The sequence below is a fragment of the Paenibacillus hexagrammi genome (genome assembly GCF_021513275.1).
Lineage (GTDB): Bacteria > Bacillota > Bacilli > Paenibacillales > NBRC-103111 > Paenibacillus_E > Paenibacillus_E hexagrammi.
This window is the reverse complement of the sequence record NZ_CP090978.1, coordinates 652059-672507: the sequence shown is the minus strand read 5'-3', so window position 1 is coordinate 672507 and position 20449 is coordinate 652059. Positions and strand designations below refer to the sequence as shown.

Genomic DNA, 20449 nt, shown 5'->3' with positions numbered 1-20449 from the left:
GGATATGAAGATGACGGGTTTATAACCGAGGCAATTGCCTAGTTACCGCCTACGCGGGAAACATCCTTCATATTCGCCTCGAATGCGACCATGATAGCCTCCTGCTGGCTCAGACCGGATCGTTTGACCTTCTCGATCGCATCGAACATCCGCTTGTAATCCTTCGGAATGACCTTGACGAACTTCCAGACATATTCATCCCAATGATTCAGTACGCGATGAGCAACCTCACTGTCCGTAAACGTGGCATGATGCTGGATCATCGTTTTCAGCTCATTCATTTCATACGTTTCTTCCAGCTGCTCGAGGAGCACCATTTCCTTGTTCACTTTATCCGTGAAGTCGCCCTTCTCGTCCAGCACATACGCGATCCCCCGGACATACCGGCCGCAAAGTTGCGTCCTGTCGAACCGAGAACGACGACGCGCCCTCCCGTCATATATTCACAGCCATGATCGCCAACACCTTCAACTACGGCCCGCACACCGCTATTGCGCACGCAGAAGCGCTCGCCTGCAATACCGCGAATGTAGGCATCGCCGTCGGTTGCCCCATAGAAAGCCGTGTTCCCGATGATCACGTTCTCTTCAGGCACAAAGGTGGACTCGGCCGACGGGAAGATCGCCAGCTTGCCGCCCGATAAGCCTTTGCCCACATAATCGTTGGCATCTCCCTCCAAGGAGAGCGTAATGCCTTTAGGGACAAACGCCCCGAAGCTCTGTCCGGCGGAACCGTTAAAATGCAGACGAATCGTATCGTGCGGCAGCCCTTCCGCTCCATATCGGCGCGTGACCTCGCTGCCAAGAATTGTTCCTACTACCCGGTTCGTATTGGTAATCGGTAGAATATCATGAACATGTTCCTTGCGCTCAAGAGCCGGTTCACAGATTTGAAGCAGCTGTGTCACGTCCAAGGAACGCTCCAGCCCGTGATCCTGCTCCATCTGGCAGTAGCGGCCAACCTCTTCGCCAACCTCAGGTTGATGCAAGAGCGGAGCCAGATCTATTCCTTTCGCTTTCCAGTGCTCGATCGCTTGCTTCGATTCCAAAATATCCGTGCGTCCCACCATCTCCTCGATGGTGCGGAAGCCCAGCTCCGCCATCAGCTCGCGCACATCCTGCGCAATAAACGTCATGAAATTCACGACATGCTGCGGATCTCCGGCGAATTTCTTGCGCAGCTCCGGATTCTGCGTGGCTACGCCAACCGGACAGGTATCCAGATGGCAGACGCGCATCATCACGCAGCCGATCGTAATCAGCGGAGTCGTCGCAAAGCCGAACTCCTCGGCCCCTAGCAGCGCCGCCATAACGACGTCGCGTCCGGTCATTAGCTTGCCGTCGGTCTCGACAACGATGCGGCTGCGCAGGTTGTTGAGCAGGAGCGTTTGATGCGTCTCGGCGAGTCCCAGCTCCCAAGGCAGACCCGCGTGGCGGATACTCGTCTGCGGGGACGCGCCTGTGCCCCCGTCGTAGCCGGAGATCAAGACGACGTCCGCCTTGCCTTTAGCTACACCCGCAGCGATGGTGCCGACACCAACCTCGGACACCAGCTTCACGCTGATCCGCGCGCGCGGGTTCGCATTCTTGAGATCGTGGATCAGCTCGGCGAGATCCTCGATCGAATAGATGTCATGATGCGGCGGAGGCGAGATCAAGCCCACGCCTGGAGTCACCCCGCGGACCTCGGCGACCCAAGGGTACACCTTTGTCCCCGGCAGCTGTCCGCCCTCGCCGGGCTTGGCGCCCTGCGCCATCTTGATCTGAATCTCGTCGGCATTGACGAGATAATTGCTGGTGACGCCGAAGCGGCCGGACGCCACCTGCTTAATGGCACTGCGGCGAAGATCGCCATTCGCATCCGGCGTGAAGCGCTCCGGATGCTCGCCGCCTTCGCCGGTGTTGCTCTTGCCGCCGATGCGGTTCATCGCGATCGCGAGTGTTTCGTGCGCTTCCTTACTGATGGAGCCATACGACATGGCCCCGGTCTTGAAGCGCTTGAAGATCGACTCGATCGGCTCCACCTCTTCGATCGGAATCGGCGCACGCTCTCCTTTGAAGCTAAGGAGGCTGCGCAGCGACATGAATTTATCATCTTCGCGCTGAATCAGCTTGACGAAGTTTTTGTACATCGCGTAGTTGTTCGTACGCACAGCGGTTTGCAGCGCATGTACCGTTTCCGGCGTATAGAGATGCTCTTCTCCATCTTTGCGCCACTGCAAATCCCCGCCTGTATCCAGAACCGGATCGCGTCCCTCCTGCTCGGAGAAGGCGCGGTTGTGCCTGATCAGAGCTTCCTGCGCCACGACCTCGATACCAATACCGCCCACTGGCGTAAAGGTCCAAGTGAAGTACTGATCCACAAGTTCCTGGCTCAGTCCAATAGCCTCAAAAATTTGCGCTCCGCGATAGCTCTGGATAGTGGATATGCCCATTTTGGCTAGAACTTTGACGACCCCTTTGGTAGCAGCCTTCAGGTAATTGTAGGTCGCCTTTTCGATATCCACGCCAACCAACTGCTTGCGGCGAATCATATCGTCCAGTGTCTCTAGCGCCAAATACGGATTGATAGCGCCAGCTCCGTAGCCCAGCAGCAGTGCAAAATGATGCACCTCTCGCGCTTCCCCGGATTCGACGATCAAGCTGACCTTCGTACGCGTCCCCTCGCGGATCAGGTGGTGATGAAGGCCCGAAGTCGCCAGCAATGCCGGAATCGGCGCTCTCTTCTCGTCCACCCCGCGGTCGGACAGAATCAGCAGCGTGGCTCCCTCTTCAATCGCTTGGTCGGCGGCACGGTACAGCTCCTGCATAGCCGACTCCAGTCCGGGCGCTCCTTGCGAAGCTTCGAACAACGCCGTAAGAGTCACGGTCTTGAAGCCGTCACGCTGAATATAACGCAGCTTGGCTAGCTCTTCATTAGTCAAGAACGGCGTTTTCAGGCGAATTTGGCGGCAGCTTTCCGGCTCCGGTTGAATCAAGTTCCTCTCGGGACCGATTGTCGTTCCCTGTGCAGTAATGATTTCTTCAAAGTTTGCATCGATCGGCGGATTCGTGACCTGTGCAAACAGTTGTTTAAAATAGTTATACAGTAATTGAGGGCGGTCCGATAATACGGCCAGCGGCGCATCGATCCCCATGGAACCGACAGGATCAACACCTGTTTTTGCCATAGGTTCAAGTGTTTTGCGCAATTGCTCGAATGTGTAGCCGAAGGCCTGTTGGCGCTGAAGGACCGTATCATGATCAGAGCCCAGCACAATCGGAGCGTCTTCAAGCTCCTCGAGACTCACCAAATGCTGGTCAAGCCATTGCCGGTAAGGCTGCTCGCCTGCAATGCGGCTCTTGATTTCCTCATCGGACACGATGCGTCCTTCCACAGTATCCACCAGCAGCATACGTCCCGGTTTTAGCCGCTCTTTGCTTACGATCCGCTCTGGCGCAATATCCAGGACGCCGACTTCGGAGGCAAGCACAATCAAGTCATCACTTGTTACATAATAACGGGATGGACGCAGCCCATTACGGTCTAGAACGGCTCCGATCATGCTGCCATCCGTGAAGGCGATAGCGGCCGGTCCGTCCCAGGGCTCCATGAGCGTACTATGATATTCATAAAATGCTCTTTTCTCATCGTCCATGGATTCATGCTTGGACCACGGCTCCGGAATCATCATCATGGCAGCATGAGGCAGCGAACGCCCGGACAGCATCAAGAATTCCAAGGTGTTATCGAACATCTGGGAATCCGAGCCATCGGTATCTATAATAGGAAGAATCCGTTTGAAATCTTCGCCGAATACATCCGTATTGCACATGGCTTCCCGTGCGCGCATCCAATTCACATTACCGCGAAGCGTATTGATTTCTCCATTATGGATCAAATACCGGTAAGGATGCGCCCGCTCCCAGCTTGGGAACGTATTAGTGCTAAAGCGCGAATGTACCAAGGCTAGAGCTGTTTCTACCTTCTCGTCCTGAAGCTCCAAATAATAAGCGTCTACCTGCTCCGGTGTGAGCATGCCTTTGTATACGATCGTTCTGCTCGATAAACTTGAATAATAGAACTGAAGATCGCTATACGCCTTGCGGATAGCGTTCTCAGAAAGTTTACGAATGATATAGAGCTTGCGCTCAAATTCGAGATTGTCTGTTACATCAGCGCTCTGTCCGATAAAAACCTGCCTGATAAAAGGCTCCGCGGACCTCGCTGACTCTCCGAGCGAGCTGTTATCGACAGGAACTGTTCTCCAACCCAGGAACTGCTGGCCCTCTTGCTTGACCATTCCTTCGATGATGGCTTCACATGCCTGTCTGGCTTCAAGCTCCTGCGGCAAATACACCATGCCCACTCCATAGCCACCTGCTTGCGGCAGCTTGATGTTGTCTTCTTCACAAGCAGTCTGCAGGTAGGCATCCGGAATTTGCATCAAAATACCAGCGCCGTCACCGGTATTGGTTTCACAGCCTTGACCACCGCGATGGTCTAAATTGCATAGTACACGAAGCGCTTGTTTCACGATGTCGTGAGACTTTACGCCTTTCATATTGGCAACAAAGCCAATGCCGCAGGCATCGCGCTCAAACTGAGGATCGTACAATCCCTGCTTGGCAGGTAACCCGTTTCTTTTCATGTCGTGCAACCTTTCTTTACTGGATTTTGGCGGTGCTTTGTCCGAGGTGCGCTTTAAAGTAGTAAAATCCTATAATTAACTTCTCTTATCACCCGATCCCTCCATTCTTCAATTGGAACATATAGAAAAGAAAGGGTTTTCAAGCCGTTGCTATTGTATTCTTCATGAATCGGCAGAATCCTCTCGTAAGATGACATGTATTGGAAATAATTCTATGAATCGTCCGACAAAAGAATGCCTTATACAGAGGATAAAAAATACTTCAACCAGACATGTTTGCCCATGCTTGTTCATAGGCTCAAGATAGCGAAGCTTCCATATTTCATGCTATGATAGCAATTGCTGCTGTTTGGAACCGCGCATCCAGATTCTACACCTTAGGAGGACTCTCTTTTGAATATGGAACATACGTTTACATCCGGGATGATCTGGGAGCCTTTGTACCGTCTTGAGGTGGAAGCTCATCCGGTTGAAATTGCACTCTTCCGGTCACAGCCGGTTCGGCGCCTAAAATTCCTGCACCATTTCGGTGCTTCGGCTTTATTTTCACCTATGAATCATTCACGATTTGAACATACCGTCGGCGTATGGGCTTTAATGGCCTATTTCTTCCCCGACCAATTGCCGCTGCGTCTTGCAGCCTTACTTCACGATATCGGACACCTCCCCTTCTCTCACGCTGTGGAGAGTACGCTTGGCTTCGATCATCATGAGCGGACCGGCCAGCTGATTGCACGAGGGGAAGTCGCTGACATTCTACTTGAGCACGGCTTGCAGCCCGAGATGATCGTTAACATTCTTCAAGAAGCAAGCCCGTTAACCAATAAAACAACCCAGATGGGCCTTGATCACTTGGACAGCTTCCTGCGGGATACGTACCATGCCGGTCGTTACTTGATCGCTCCTCATGAGCTTATTCGCAAGCTTGTGATGAGGGGGCATTACATAGAAGCGGATCAGGATGCAGCTTATGCCCTGGTTCATGCCGTCGTGGAGGATCATCGTATTTTCTTGAAGCCGGAATTTTTGGCAATGGATGCCTTACTTGCGAAGGCGATCACCCATCATTGTGAGGCTCACCCCGGGGCCAGAGCGCTGATTCCCGCACTTACAGATAACGAGCTGATCCAAGAGCTGCTTCACAGCGAGCATACGGCCTCTAGGGAAATCATGAATGTATTGATGTACGAACCTCATCGGATTCAAATCGCATCCGAGCCGATTCCAGGCAGCATTCAGGTCAATATTCGAAAGCTGTATACAAAACAGCCGCTCATCTCCGGCAAGCCTGCATCTGCGGTGGATTCCGCCTGTCAAGTGAAATTGGACGAGCTCGACGACTTATCGGCCACTTATTTTTTCACCATATAACCACTCAGTTTACATTCATATATAGCACAGAGAGGACTGGCAGCTTTGGCAAAGTTATATTTTCGATACGGAACGATGAACAGCGGCAAATCGATTGAAGTACTGCGCGTCGCCCACAACTATGAGGAACAAGGCAAGAAGGTACTGCTGTTCACTTCCGTCGTCGACGACCGCTTCGGCGTTGGCAAAGTCGCTTCCCGAATCGGGATGCAAAAAAACGCAATCGTCGTTGACGATCAGCTGGACATGATTAAGATGGCACGGGAAGAGCAACCCAACTGCATCCTTGTTGATGAAGCTCAGTTCCTAAACAAGAAGCAGGTTGGACAGCTGATTGACATCGTTGACGACTTGAATATACCGGTGATCGCGTATGGGCTCCGAGCGGATTTTCTGGGACAGCTGTTTGAGGGCAGCAACGCTCTGATAGCCGTAGCCGATACGATTGAGGAAATCAAAACCGTCTGCTGGTACTGTGACAAGAAAGCCATTATGAATATGAGATGTAAGGACGGAGATCCTGTCTTTCACGGCGAGCAGATTCAAATCGGCGGTAATGAAAGCTATGTGCCGGTTTGTCGAAAATGCTATGCAGCGCGGCGAAAGCAAGCTTTAGCCGGATCTTGAGCGATCAGCTCCCCCTCGGTTTCGGCAATTAGCACGATGTTCATCAATGAGAAGATCGGTTGTTCTTATGGAGAAAGGTAAAAGGTGAGTACCTTGCGTAAAAAACGGATCTTGTTATTATCCGAGGGCTTCGGCAAAGGACATACTCAAGCCGCTCACGCGCTTGCAGTTGAGCTTAGACAAAACTCTTCCGATATCATTACCCGTGTGATCGAGTTAGGGGCATTTTTGCATCCAACACTGTTCCCCTTGATTTTTTCGGCATACCGCCGCACGGTGACTACGCAGCCTAAGCTCTATGGCATGCTTTACCGCCATCAGCAAAATAAATCGCTAAACGGCATTACCGGTTTAGCCTTGCACCGCCTGTTCTATTCACAGACAAAGGCCGTCGTAGAGCAGCTTAAACCAGATATTATCGTATGTACCCATCCGTTTCCGAGCATTATTGTCTCTCGCTTGAAACGATCTGGGCTTCGTGTGCCGTTGTTCACCGTCATCACTGATTATGATGCGCACGGTTCCTGGATCGATCCGGCTGTCGATAAATATCTGGTATCCACCGAGAATGTCCGCCAAAAAATGCTAGAGCGAGGGGTTCCCGCCGAGCATGTGGATGTCACCGGTATTCCGGTTCATCCCAATTTCCGCAGGCAGCACAGCAAGGCGCAGATTCTTGGGGAATTTGGTCTGAGGGACATGCCCACGGTCATGATCATGGGCGGTGGCTGGGGGATTTTCAAAAAAGAAGTGACAGAAGATCTATTGGGCTACATCGCCACTTGGCGGGAGCGCATCCAGCTCTTGATTTGCGTGGGCACCAACGAGAAAGCCAAGCTCAAGCTTATGGAGGAGGAAGTCTTCCGGCATCCAAACGTTCACCTGATCGGGTATACACAGGAGATCAACAAGCTGATGGATATTTCGGATTTGCTGATCACCAAGCCAGGTGGTATGACTTGCTCCGAAGCCATGGCCAAAGGCATTCCCATGCTGTTCTACCACCCCATTCCGGGACAGGAGGAAGAGAACTGCCATTATTTTGAAAAGCAAGGCTATGGGCAAATCATCTCCTCACCAGCAATCATCGATCACTGGTTTCACATTCTGCTTGAGCAGTATCCGCAGTTAATCCAGCGCAGGTCCACGATTCGCAGATACCAGCAATTTCGCGCTTATGAATGCTCGCGCACCATCATCCAATATTTGCAGATGTCGGAGAAACTCCCCTGCATCCAGGCATCAACCCGGGCACCGCTCATACAATGGTAAAAACCATCGATGAGGCGGTGTTTGTTTATATGGAGCCTATGCAGCGATTCGGAAAGCCTTTCATCTTCGTTTATTTACTCATCTGGTTCATCGGCAGTCTGTGGGCAATGGCGGCTCTTGGCAGCAGTACGTACCAGGGAACTTGGTTTGGGATCGATATTCAAGCTTACAAGGATTACATGTCATTTGGATTCGCCGGAGCTCTAGGTGGAACCTTGTACGGTCTCCGTATGTTTCATGAACATTACTTCGATTTGACCAAGCAATGGATTTATTGGTATGTCATGCGGCCTGCCGTTTGTTTTGGCTCCGCTATTGTGACGATTGTGTTATTCGAGAGCGGTATTTTGCTCCTTCAGGTAGGCGACTCCATGGCCGCGCGCATTAGCGTTGCTTTTCTTACGGGATACGGATATGGAAAATTTATGGAAAAATTACGTGCGCTTACGGATACTTTTTTTAATGGAAACGGCGGTGGCAACGGAGGCGGGAATGGCAGTGGCAATGGAAGTGCCTCGGGTAACAGTTCTGATACAGGAGATGCCGGTTCAGATGGGCAGCCTCCGAAATAGAGGAGATGGGATACAAAAGGGCTGCCCGGAGGCAGCCTTAGTTTGTTGATAAACTAGTTTCCATTACGAACTTCAGTAGCTTTTCTCCGATCGCTGTTGACATTTTGTTATCTGATTTGATTAACCCTCTTTTAAAGGGTACAACAAACTGTCAAAGGCGACCGCTACGCTTCTCCGAAAACTACTGAGCTCTACATTCCAGTTTATCAAAAGTCTCAGGCTGCCCGGAGGCAGCCTTTCTGATGTTTAGTTGATTAGTTGATTAGGCCCGATTGACGCAGGAGTCTTTGTACAATGACCGCTACCTCTGCTCTGGAAATATTGGCTTTCGGTGCAAGCTCATCGCTGTTTCTACCGGAAATAATGTTGGCCCCCAGACAGCTTGCTACACTTTGTGCAGCCCAACTCGATACGTTTGATGCATCGGTGTAGGTGAGCAGCTTCTCATTACCGGCTGAATTAGCTTGGAGCCCTGTTAAGCTCATCGCTTTGGCGATCATCGTCATCGCTTGTTCTCGGCTGATCTTATCCGTAGGTCGGAAGGTATTATCTTCAAAGCCACTGATCAGCTTGTGCTCGTAGGCTGTCTGGACCGCCGCGCTGTACCAATCTGACTTGTGCACATCTGCAAATGCGGATGGGCTAGTTTCCAGTTTCAAGCCAAGTCCGCGAACCAAGATCGCTGCGAATTCAGCCCGTGTGATATCTTGATCCGGATTGAACAGACTGCTGCCGATTCCACCAATGACAAGTCGCGAGCCCATATCGTTGACTGCGGCTTCGGCCCAATGATTCGTAACATCATTGAATTGAACCGGATGATAGACAACGGAATACGTGCTGTTGGTCAAGCTTTTTACCTTAGCGGTATACTTGCCGTTAGTCTTAACAACTTGGGTAGGAACATGCCTTACTGTTCCATCCTCGTCTACAACAACTGCTGTTGTAATTTTGCTTGCGTCTACTCCATCCTGAAGCACGATAGATCTCTCCACGTAAGCATTAAATTGAGAAACATTCACTGTCTTATCACCATAAGTCGCAGTGACGTTAAAATCAACCGGAGTGGACACGAGGGTAAGCCCCTCTCTATTTGCCGCTTGTTCTACTAACTTGGTTGTTTGTTCAGATGGTTTGGTAATAGCAATGTGTACTTTAATATCTTGAAGCTCTGTTTGTGCTCCTATCGTTTTAGATAAGGAGCTGATATTGATTTGACCCGCTGGCAGCGTATAGGTCGCATCATCTGTTTTGACCTCTACAACGGCTTCTTTCTGTTCCATGTCTTTGACCATCTGCCCGTTTAGTTCGCCAATCACAATATCCGATTTTGTCGTGACAGGAATGGTTACTACTGATTTTTGGCCTTCACTAGCCAGCTTTTCTTTAAGTTGATTTGCGTCGATCGCAATAGTAGTGACTGTTTGATTGTTTACCTTACTGCTTACTACCGTACCCAGATTCTGTGCTTTTCCGTTAACCAGCACTTGTGCTTTCTGGTCAGATGGGGATGACGCTGCTGAACCGCCGCTTTGGCTGCCGGATGAAGACTTCGGCGTAACCTCGTTGGATGGATCGGAGGCCTGGCTGTTGCCTACTTGATTGATGGCTTTTACAGTAAATTTGTAAGCTACACCATTGGATAACCCCGTAATGACAGCAGGACTGCCTGTTACTTGGATCTTCGCATTATCCGGTAACGTCGTAATTTCATAGCCGGTAATACTGGAGCCCCCATCGGCAGGTATCGAAAACGTAACCGTAGCTTGGTTTTTACCAGCCGTTGCTACTACGTTCGTTGGTGCTTCCGGAACAGAAGCTCTAGGAGTAGCTGCGACTTCATTGGAGTAAAGACTCTCCCCATCATTGTTAAAAGCTTTAACAACATAGTAGTATGTTGTGTCGTTATTCAAACCTGTCACATCGTAACTGTAAACAGATGCTGCCACCGATTGAATTTCGGGACCATATACATTCGAAGTCGTGCTTTGATAGATTTTGTAACCCGTCGCTGTCTCTACAGGACTCCAGCTCAGTTGAACTTGAGTATTCCCTTGAGCCGCTAACTGCAGGGTTGGTGCTGATAGTACTGAAATCGGAATAATTACAGGTGTTGTATCGCTAACCATAATCGTCAGCGTCTGTGTGGCTCCTGCGTTGAAGTTAAATGTCAACGTCGTTGTGCCTACCGACTGCGCAGCCAGGTACGATTTGTTGATCGTTACTGTTGAACCGGAAACCGTGTAGTCTGTTCCGTAGATCAGCGGCGTCAATCCGTTCACCACACTGCTTATGGTGTTGCCGTTTGGCGTCAACGTCGTCGTTACATCATCGTAATGTCCTGCTGATGTGTCAGCTGTGTTTTTATCGAAAGTTGCTGTCGTCGGGCTGATCGTGCTGTCTTGTACCGTTGGTGTTGTATCGCCAACCGTAATCGTCAGCGTCTGTGTGGCTCCTGCGTTGAAGTTAAATGTCAACGTCGTTGTGCCTACCGACTGCGCAGCCAGGTACGATTTGTTGATCGTTACTGTTGAACCGGAAACCGTGTAGTCTGTTCCGTAGATCAGCGGCGTCAATCCGTTCACCACACTGCTTATGGTGTTGCCGTTTGGCGTCAGCGTTGTTGCAACATCTTCGTAATGTCCTGCTGATGTGTCGGCTGTGTTCTTATCGAACGTCGCTGTCGTCGGGCTGATCGTGCTGTCTTGTATCGTTGGTGTTGTATCGCCAACCGTAATCGTCAGCGTCTGTGTGGCTCCTGCGTTGAAGTTAAACGTCAACGTCGTTGTGCCTACCGACTGCGTAGCCAGGTACGATTTGTTGATCGTTACTGTTGAACCGGAAACCGTGTAGTCTGTTCCGTAGATCAGCGGCGTCAATCCGTTCACCACACTGCTTATGGTGTTGCCATTTGGCGTCAACGCCGTCGTTACATCTTCGTAATGTCCTGCCGTTGTGTCAGCTGTGTTCTTATCGAACGTTGCTGTCGTTGGATTGATCGTGCTGTCTTGTACAGTTATTGTTGTATCGCTTACGTCAACGGTTAGCGTCGGATCCGTTCCGCCGCTCATATCCAACGTGAACACTTGATTGCCTGTTCCCAGTGTCGCTAAGTATTCCTTTTTAATCGTCACTGTCCCGTTGGACTCTGAATAGTTTGATGCACCAATCGTAGTGCCGTTCAACGTCACGTCAACGAACGTATTACCGTTCGGTGTGTTCATCGTCGTTACGTCCTGGTAATGTCCTGCTGATATGTCAGCTGTGTTCTTATCGAACGTCGCTGTCGTCGGGTTGATCGTGCTGTCTTGTATCGTTGGCGTTGTATCGCTCACATCTACGGTTAGCGTCGGATCTGCTCCGCCGCTCATATCCAGCGTGAACACTTGATTGCCGGTTCCCAGTGTTGCCAGATATTCCTTCGCGATCGTCACCGTTCCGTTGGACTCCGTGTAGTTAGTTCCGCCGATTGTAGTCCCGTTCAGCGTCACATCTACGAGCGTGTTGCCATTTGGCGTCAACGCCGTCGTTACATCTTCGTAATGTCCTGCCGTTGTGTCAGCTGTGTTCTTATCGAACGTAGCTGTCGTTGGGCTGATCGTGCTGTCTTGTACAGTTATTGTTGTATCGCTTACGTCGACGGTTAGCGTCGGATCCGTTCCGCCGCTCATATCCAACGTGAACACTTGATTGCCTGTTCCCAGTGTCGCTAAGTATTCCTTTTTAATCGTCACTGTCCCGTTGGACTCTGAATAGTTTGATGTACCAATCGTAGTGCCGTTCAACGTCACGTCAACGAACGTATTACCGTTCGGTGTGATCATCGTCGTTACGTCCTGGTAATGACCTGTCGTAGTGTCAGCTGTGTTCTTATCGAACGTTGCTGTCGTAGGTGAAATCGTGGCTCCTGCGTCAGCTGCACCATGCAAAACAAATCGATTAAACATAGGATCAAATACTCCAACTTTGGTTTCAAAACCACTTAACATGGTTTGAAGACCTACAACCATTTCATCAGCCGGTAACACCGGATTAAAACCGGAGGCAAGACTTCCATCATTCGGGATTTCCTGTGCATTTAATAAACAACTAGCATCACCAACATAATAAAAGAAATGATCCGAAGCAGAAGCGAGCAAACCTGCCGTTGTATCTCCTCTGTTCACGAAGTCAGTGTTAACTTCTAGACCGACAGTTGAACCAGTGTCATCATACTTTTGAATAAGAAGCTGGTCTCCCGCTACAAATAACACTGCATAATTATGATCAGGTAATCCGATCACCTGGAGCGGAAACGAGTTGCTATTTTCCGCATTTGCATCGTCCTTTAACTTAAACAATTCTTTTCTTTCGGTTCCGTCATTATTGTACAAAACTGCTCGGTCGAAAGGATTTGTCGTACTCGCATCTCCATTTACGAAATGTCTGGATACAATCATGTAGCTTCCATTTCCGTTGGAGGCTATAGAGTAGAGACTAGGATCCCCTTCTGTTGCATCTCGATTCAAGCCTAAATCCACTAAGGCTCCAACCGCCGACCCGTCTGGCTGATAAATTTGGGTAGAGTATCTTTTAGAATCACTCGAATACCACATGAATACGATATTGCCGTTGGATAACTCAACTGGGGTGAGCTCCGTTGAATCCGATACGCCAAAATCAACTCGGTGTGTGGACACGTTTAGATTTTCATCAAGAACAATAAAATGATCGCCGCTCGACTCCCAAGCAATCAACGTATTTCCCGATTTCAAATAGATCACTTTCATACTTTCCGGACTTCCTGCTGCAGCGCCCATCTCATCATTCAAATTCACTTGGGCAATGTCATTTCCTACCTTATCAATAATTCGATAGAGGGTGACCGCGGATTCGGGATCCGAATATAGATACCCTGTTTTCCCGTAAGGGAGCGAAACCGCGTGATTAATAGAAGCATTATCACCATCAATATCAATGGTGACTGCCGTTCCCAGGTCCACATCAGCTGCATAAGCTTTTTGAATCCCTGGTAGAAAAGGTACTGTTCCTGTGAATACCAGCAGTAGACCCATTAACAAAATCATACTTGTTCTAGTTGCGTTTCTAATGATCATTTGAACCTCCTGTTAGAGTGTCGAATCGATTGATATACACTTCAACAAAGAAGGACAATTAACCTTCATAAATCGATATATTACGACAAAAATCGACTTTCACCGCAAAATTCGAAATTCCCTCCTCAATCTAAGCTCAATAAGACAAAAAAAGACCCGAGTCTCCCCGGGTCCCTAACCTTTAGCTCTATGCTTACCTTTCCACAATCACATCCGCACTGAATGCCCCGCTTTGCTCTTCTTCAGCCTCCCAAAGCAGTTTGACCAACAACCGATCTGCCCGAAATGAGTAATAAGCCGACAGATACACAGACACCGCATCAATTACATCTTGTTGGTTCAAACGATAATGTCTCCCATAATGAAGCCCTTTTGCAGAGAAGCCTTGGTGTTCATCATGGAACAACTGTACATCATGAACATTGTGAGGAGCACTTCCCTCCACTCTGCCTCCATTCTCTTGAGCGGCTATATAGACATGTACGGCATCGAGTACGTCTTGCTGATCCATCCAAATTTTCATGGTTTAATAGCTCCTTCTTCTACGGTTTCCGAATATACGCATCAAAATCCCAACCACGACCAAAATCAGAATGACATCTAGCAAAAGCGAGAAAAACGAGAATGATTGATGCACGTAACCGCCGCCATAGGCCGGGTAATAACCGCCCCATGGATGCAGCATCGAGCCTAGGAATGAGCCTGCCGCAAATGCTCCGACGACAGGCCAGAATGAGCTAACCCGCTTCCCGCTTGGAATACTCGTAATGTACGTGCTGTTCTTGTAGTAGGTTTTGCCTGTGTAAGGATTGGTTGTACTGCCGCCTGTAACATTGGACGAAGGGCGTTGATAGCCTGTGCTGCTGGATGTGCTGCCAGAGCTCGATGTTGAGTTGGACATACTCGGAACCGTCGACTTACTGGAGGCTCCTCCGCTAAAGCCTGAAGACGTCGAACTGCTGGAAGAGCTGTTTGTCGAAGTGCTAGGCGACGTTTTACTGCTCGAACCGCCGCTAAAATTGGAAGTAGACTTAGAACCTGTCGAGAACGATCCTGATCGGGATGATGTACTGGGCTTGCTGCCCTTTGCATACACCATGGATGTATTAGCCGCTAATAAGAAGACAAGCATAATAGCCAATATTTTTCTTTTCATAAATGCCTCCACCTTGTATTTAAGACTTATATCTACTACTACGTCGACAAGATTCGCTAAGTTTCAATTCGTAAAAAGAAGATGCAAAAAAAGCCACCGGCCCGAACGGGACCGGAAGCTTTCATTGAGGTTATCGGTGCATCATTACATTATTTTTTCACATCAAAAGGAAAGGTGTGGACTTGCTTCCAATTGACCCCTCCATCGTTTGTCGTATACATAACGGAAGGCTTTCCATTGTCCGTCGAAATCAACCAGCCTTGCTTGGCATCAGCCATAGCGAGAAGCAGGCCTGTATTGCCTCCGAACGCCGACTTTCCAATCGTCCAGGTTTTACCGCCGTCCTTCGTCCATCCGATCGTGTTCTGCTTATCCTCATCACAGGCCGGACATTCCCCTGCCATAAAGGCTACCGATGGGCTAGCTACATACAACGTCCCCGGCTTGCTGCCTCCATTCACAGGACCATCCGTGTAGTTTAGAGGAAAGCCTGGTGCAGGACCTCCCCCTGCAGATGATTGAGCGAGAACTGTCTTCCAAGACTTACCGCCATCTTCGGTGTGAAATAAAGAATAAGACGTTTGGGTCATTCCCGTGCCACCTATTAATTCTATCCAGGCGTCATCCTTGCCTGCCGAGCGAATCACAGCTCCGTTGACAGGTTCAACAGTCTCCTTGGACATGACCTGTTTCCATGTGCTTCCGCCATTCTGTGTTCGCATCACTAGTACGTTCTGACCTTTTTGCTGAACGGCCCATCCATTGTCCTTATCATGAAAGTAAGCATCTCCAACTATAGAATCGGGAACTGGCAATTGTGACCAGCGCATTCCCCCATCTACAGACTTGGCATTCGCGCTGTAGGCTTCTTTCTTGGAAACAAAATGCAAAAATCCTTGATTTGGCACTGCGCCTGCCTCTTTCCAATGCTTGCCTCCGTCAGTTGTAGAAAAAAGTGCCCCTGTTTCAGCTAATGTAACCCAAGCCTCTTGATCATTCAATGCAAAGATCTGCTTTACTTCGCCAGGCGATTTCCATTGAACCTGCCAATGAACTCCTCCATCATCCGTTCTCGCAACCCAATTCTCTCCGCCGCTCCAACCGTGCTGCGCATCAGCGAGACGAAGCGCTGTAACCTTACCTGTCGCTTCTTGCTTTTGTCCTTGTGACGGTTCTTGTGCCGCTTGAGTTGCCGCGGGGCTTTCGGCGGGTTTCACCGACGGAGTCGGTGTCGAAGCCGCTGTTGTAGGCTCGGGAGTCTTGGTATCCTGAGGCGTGCTAACCCCACCTGAAGATCCAGTCGATTGTTGGCAGCCTGCCAATAATATGGTCAGCATCGTAACAGTTATCCATGATTTTCGAAGCATGTGAAGTCCCTCCTTTCTTAAATAGACGTAGCCAGGTTCGTAAAAGGTTGCGGGCTATGGCGGTTACCAATAGATTTTTTGCCAAATCCAGTTTGTAAGAAAGGCAACACTGCCCGCTACAATCTGGAACCAGCCGAGATAACGCGCGATGCGCTCCTCTTTTTGATAGCCTCTTGAAGCGTAGCCGGATACGTCAAATTTTAAGATGAGGATTCCTGAGAGCCATAATAACAAAACGGTGAACTGTATGTAACCAATCGATAATCCGGATGCCATGATCTCCTCCAGCGTGTCTACGCAAACGAAATAGCTTTGACAGCTTCTGAATTATGTCGCCTTCATACCTACACGGCGAATTTGTACATGTACACTGACGTCAACCTGAATCTCTGCATACATCCGCTGCCAGTTTTCTTTCGTTTGGATATTCTTGTTCCAATACCTCCACTTCTTGGCTCTCACATGCTCCCCGAATCCGAAGATATCAGCTCCGTCTTTTTGCGTCTTTTCAATTAAGTTTTTGTAGGCCTTTTCCGCCTGCGACTCCATCTCTTTTTCCACGCTCTGAATGATGTCATGGCTTAGTGTAATTTGTTCTCTGGATTTCTCCCGGATATTCCCTTCCAGATAAATTTTCAATTGAATGCGGGGCTTATCATCGACAATATCCACACGGGTCAAAACTTTCCGGCTCCTGCCGCTGTATTCGACAAATTCATTCGTTCCCGGTACGGACACATACGTTTGTCCACCTGTTGGGTTCATCCCCGTAATTCCCATATAGAGCACAATGGCTTGGGGATTCGTTCGGCCTACCATTTTATTACCACGGAAGTAGGCAAGTCCGCTAATGCCGATGTTATCTCCCTCTCGAACTTCTGCATAAGGTAAATAACCTTCTTTTCCCTTTGCCGAAGAGGAGCTCCAGAATATGCCTAAGAAATCGTTGGGAAACCGGCCCATTTTTACGGATTGATCCATGGTTGTCATTAGATATAAAGTCGGCACTCGTTCCAATTGAGGGGATGCTTTCATAATATCCATGGCCTTTCCTTTGGAAATGAACATCCAGTTCATTCTGCGAATCTCCGGATTTCTCCGTAAAAAATCGTTCAAATTTTCCAATCCTATGCGAGCTACAGTTTCGGAAATCACAATAATTCGCAAATGGCCAAAAAATAACGGAGGAGCTACGCGCTGCTGCAGACTATTAATGGCATCGTCTAATGTATGGCCTACGCTCGACACTACCCATACCGTGCTGATACCCCCACCGCCTCCGCCGCTTCCTCCGCCTCCACTCCCGCCTGGTCCAAGAGGTATTCGTCCGGGGACGGCAATCTGAACCGTAATCCTTAGCATCCCCTGTGTCTTACCGGGCATCTTCCCTCTCAGATGGGACACTTGATCCTCATGCTCTTCGGCTCCTTCCTCCGCTTCATCCACACCAATCCCCAGTACCACTGCTCTTTCTTCGATCTCCTGCCTGTCCCAACAGCCTGTTAAACAAACAAGAAGAAGAACGGCTGCTAACAGTCTGAAGCTAGCCTGTGTCTGCTTGGCTTTGATCTGCATGAGGCGGCCTCCCTAATCTGCGCATTCTTGCAACCATAAGCAGGAAAAGCGGGTACATAATCGTCAGAATTAAGCCGTATCGGCCGATTACTTCAATGACGTCGTACATTTGCAAAATGCTCTGCGGCATCATAGCCATCATAAATAGCATGGGAAGCACGAATAACGACAGCATCTTGTGATCGCGCAGCCTGAAGAGCTTACTAATCAGATGGATAGTTAAATAATAGCTGGAGAAGATCGTCGTAAAGACCGCGGTTACCCAGACAGCAAGAAATGCAGCATCCAAACGCTCCAATATATTTCCTGGCAATGTCGTGGTCTTGGCAAGCTCCAAGGTTGGCCAGAGCAGATGCTTGGTTTCTTCAGGACCGAATACCCCCACACTTGCAAGCACGATGCTAAAATATAAACCGCCCGCTACAAAGAGCCCCCACATGCTTGCTTTCATCGCTTTTTCCGGTCTCCGCATGGCAGGGATGACAATCGTTTGGACAAAGGAACCCTGAAAAAGAGCTGCAATGACCAGAACACCTTTGACCAAGCCGTGCGGCTCATTTCCCCAGATGGGCATTAGGTAATTGACATCCGCATTTTTCAAGGACAAGATCACGATCAATATGCCGGGAGCTAGAATCATGGGCAGATATAAGTGATGGACATAAGTAAATGTTGACATGTCATTGCGTGCCGCTAACGTCGCAAGCAGCAGCATAATGATGACCGTTACTTCCAGCGGCGTTTTTTTCAATACGGATGTAATCACGACCTCACCGAATTCTCTCGCGGCCAAGGATGCGAGTACCGCAAAGAAGAGGATAATGAGTGAGCTGCCGATCCAAGACGGCCATTTGCCGATAATCTGCTCACTGTACTGTACAATCGATTGAGAAGGAAATTTCATACCTAGCCTGGTAATGACCCAAATGCCTAGGCAAGCAACCATAATAGCCAAAAGTGTAACAAGAGGCCCTCCTGAATCAGCTGCTCTTACCGCAAAAAGAGGAAGCGGCAATACGCCGACTCCGATAATCGTGCTAATGAGAATGGCTGCTGCCTGAATCGTTGTTATCTGACGCGGATACTCCAACAGAATCCCCCCACTTCTCATTTCCGACTTTCAACGGATCGAGCGTATTATGAGACGGTTGTTTCAAATGGTCTGTCACTTGTGTTCCTACCCGATTACGATTGGGAGTATGCAGGAGCGAAGGACGCTTCTTCATCCACCACAAAGGTCCGCGAATCACCGTGTCCTTCATCGCTTCGAAATTTCCCGGCACCACAGGCGCCATGTAGGGAACACCAAAGGATTTTAACGATAGCACATGATTAACGATGAGAATTAATCCTACGACAACTCCAAATAAACCGAACATTCCCGCTAAAAACACGAGTGGAAAACGCAGGAGTCTTAGTGCCAGAGCCGCATTGTAGGCCGGAGTCGCAAACGAGCCGATCGTCGTTAGGGCAATCACAACAACGGTGATAGGACTTACGAATCCCGCAGCAACCGCAGCTTGTCCGATCACGAGCACGCCTACGATCGACAGCGCACCGCCAATTTGCTGGGGCAGCCGTAAGGTTGCTTCCCGCAGCACCTCCATAGAAACTTCCATCAGCAGAACCTCAACGATCGACGGAAACGGAACCCCTGCCCGTCCTCCGGACACAGCAACGGCAAACTTGGTCGGAATCAGCTCCGGATTGAAGGAAATGACCGCTACATACAAGGACGGTGTGACTAGCGAGAATACTAAAGCCAAAAGCCGGGCAAGCCGAATGAAGCTAACCATCAGAAAACGTTCGGAATAATCTTCCGTAGTCTGATAAAACTGGGTAAACACGGATGGTGCAATCAGAGCAAACGGAGACCCGTCCACGAGAATAATGACCCTCCCCTCCAACAGATTGGCGACGGCTTTGTCTGGCCGCTCCGTATTCTGAATTTGCGGAAAAGGAGAAAGATGATTATCTTCAATAAATTGCTCCAAGTACCCTACGTCCAGAACTCCATCAATATCAATAGCCGATATTCTAGATATCACTTCTTCGACAAGCGCATCATTCACGATGCCTTTGATATAACAAACGGCGACCCGCGATTTCGTTACTCTGCCGACCTGCATGCTTCTCACCGTAAAATCGGAGGTTGGCAGTCTGTATCGTAGCAAGGAGACATTCGTACCCAACTGCTCGATGAACCCTTCCCTGGCTCCGCGTATGACTTGTTCGGTCTGTGGTTGGGTGATGGACCTTTTTTCCACCATGGTTGTTCCAATGAGCAAGGCCTCGTCCATGCCATCAACAATGACCGTCGTTTCCCCGCGCAGGATGACCTCGATGACCGAAGAAATTTTATTCTCCAGCTTGCCCTTGCTATGATAGAGAACCTCGTTCATGAGCACGCCTTTAAGCTTTTCCGGTCCCATCCTTTCCTGACTATACGGATTGTCGAGTGACATGAGCGGTCTCATCACGTCCATATTCACAACATCTTGATCGATCATATTGAGAAAATACAAAATAGCCGCTTCATATTGACCGAATATGAGAAAGCGGCGAACAATAAAATCGTCATTATCGCCGAGTAAGGATTGGATCAAGGACAAAGTCCCTTCCAGATCCCCGGAGAGCTTATCTTGATGATGCTGCTCCAAATACCTATCGGGTATGACTTTTTTGGGTTCAGAAAATTGTGAGTTACTATGAGATACCGGTCTGTATTTCATCCATTTCCAGACGGACATAAGTCAGCCCCCTGCTCGATGCACTTCCAATGT

General features: G+C 49.4%; 12 protein-coding genes and 1 pseudogene. 4 read left to right on the top strand and 9 right to left on the bottom strand.

The window, feature by feature from the left end; all coding sequences use genetic code 11:
• Positions 1 to 38: 38 nt before the first annotated feature.
• Positions 39 to 4630: pseudogene (gltB, locus tag L0M14_RS02990) on the bottom strand (glutamate synthase large subunit).
• Positions 4631 to 5029: 399 nt separating this feature from the next.
• On the opposite strand from gltB, the gene L0M14_RS02985 reads away from it, so the two are divergent.
• The 4 genes from L0M14_RS02985 to L0M14_RS02970 all read left to right on the top strand — a co-directional run bounded on the left by L0M14_RS02985 (position 5030) and on the right by L0M14_RS02970 (position 8472).
• Positions 5030 to 6001: an HD domain-containing protein gene (locus tag L0M14_RS02985; protein WP_235122791.1), complete on the top strand. Its 972-nt coding sequence runs from the start codon at positions 5030 to 5032 to the stop codon at positions 5999 to 6001.
• 45 nt (positions 6002 to 6046) lie between these two features.
• Positions 6047 to 6628 (top strand): thymidine kinase, encoded by a 582-nt coding sequence (locus tag L0M14_RS02980; protein WP_235120676.1) that lies wholly within the window; start codon positions 6047 to 6049, stop codon positions 6626 to 6628.
• A 93-nt stretch (positions 6629 to 6721) separates the two neighbouring features.
• Positions 6722 to 7900: an MGDG synthase family glycosyltransferase gene (locus L0M14_RS02975; protein WP_235122790.1), complete on the top strand. Its 1179-nt coding sequence runs from the start codon at positions 6722 to 6724 to the stop codon at positions 7898 to 7900.
• Complete coding sequence (locus tag L0M14_RS02970; RefSeq protein WP_235120674.1) at positions 7894 to 8472, top strand: hypothetical protein; 579 nt, start codon at positions 7894 to 7896, stop codon at positions 8470 to 8472. The genes L0M14_RS02975 and L0M14_RS02970 overlap by 7 nt, the downstream gene beginning before the upstream one ends.
• Before the next feature lie 254 nt (positions 8473 to 8726).
• Here the strand turns inward: L0M14_RS02970 and L0M14_RS02965 are convergent, their stop codons facing one another.
• The 8 genes from L0M14_RS02965 to L0M14_RS02930 all read right to left on the bottom strand — a co-directional run bounded on the left by L0M14_RS02965 (position 8727) and on the right by L0M14_RS02930 (position 20416).
• Positions 8727 to 13568 (bottom strand): X2-like carbohydrate binding domain-containing protein, encoded by a 4842-nt coding sequence (locus L0M14_RS02965; RefSeq protein WP_235120673.1) that lies wholly within the window; start codon positions 13566 to 13568, stop codon positions 8727 to 8729.
• A 193-nt stretch (positions 13569 to 13761) separates the two neighbouring features.
• A complete protein-coding gene (locus L0M14_RS02960) occupies positions 13762 to 14091 on the bottom strand; it encodes a DUF2653 family protein (RefSeq protein ID WP_235120671.1) in 330 nt (109 codons plus the stop codon).
• A 3-nt stretch (positions 14092 to 14094) separates the two neighbouring features.
• On the bottom strand, positions 14095 to 14724 hold the full coding sequence (locus tag L0M14_RS02955; protein ID WP_235120669.1) for a hypothetical protein: 630 nt from the start codon (positions 14722 to 14724) through the stop codon (positions 14095 to 14097).
• Positions 14725 to 14873: 149 nt separating this feature from the next.
• Entirely contained in the window at positions 14874 to 16091 is a 1218-nt protein-coding gene (locus L0M14_RS02950) for a WD40/YVTN/BNR-like repeat-containing protein (protein WP_235120668.1), read from the bottom strand.
• 63 nt (positions 16092 to 16154) lie between these two features.
• Positions 16155 to 16367, bottom strand: a complete 213-nt coding sequence (locus tag L0M14_RS02945) for a CLC_0170 family protein (RefSeq protein ID WP_235120666.1) — start codon at positions 16365 to 16367, stop codon at positions 16155 to 16157.
• A gap of 51 nt (positions 16368 to 16418) precedes the next feature.
• Positions 16419 to 17666 carry a Ger(x)C family spore germination protein gene (locus L0M14_RS02940; protein WP_235120665.1) on the bottom strand — a complete coding sequence of 416 codons (1248 nt, stop codon included), beginning with the start codon at positions 17664 to 17666 and terminating at the stop codon, positions 16419 to 16421.
• Complete coding sequence (locus L0M14_RS02935) at positions 17635 to 18756, bottom strand: GerAB/ArcD/ProY family transporter (protein ID WP_235120663.1); 1122 nt, start codon at positions 18754 to 18756, stop codon at positions 17635 to 17637. The genes L0M14_RS02940 and L0M14_RS02935 overlap by 32 nt, the downstream gene beginning before the upstream one ends.
• A complete protein-coding gene (locus tag L0M14_RS02930; protein WP_235120662.1) occupies positions 18704 to 20416 on the bottom strand; it encodes a spore germination protein in 1713 nt (570 codons plus the stop codon). The genes L0M14_RS02935 and L0M14_RS02930 overlap by 53 nt, the downstream gene beginning before the upstream one ends.
• Positions 20417 to 20449 lie beyond the last annotated feature (33 nt).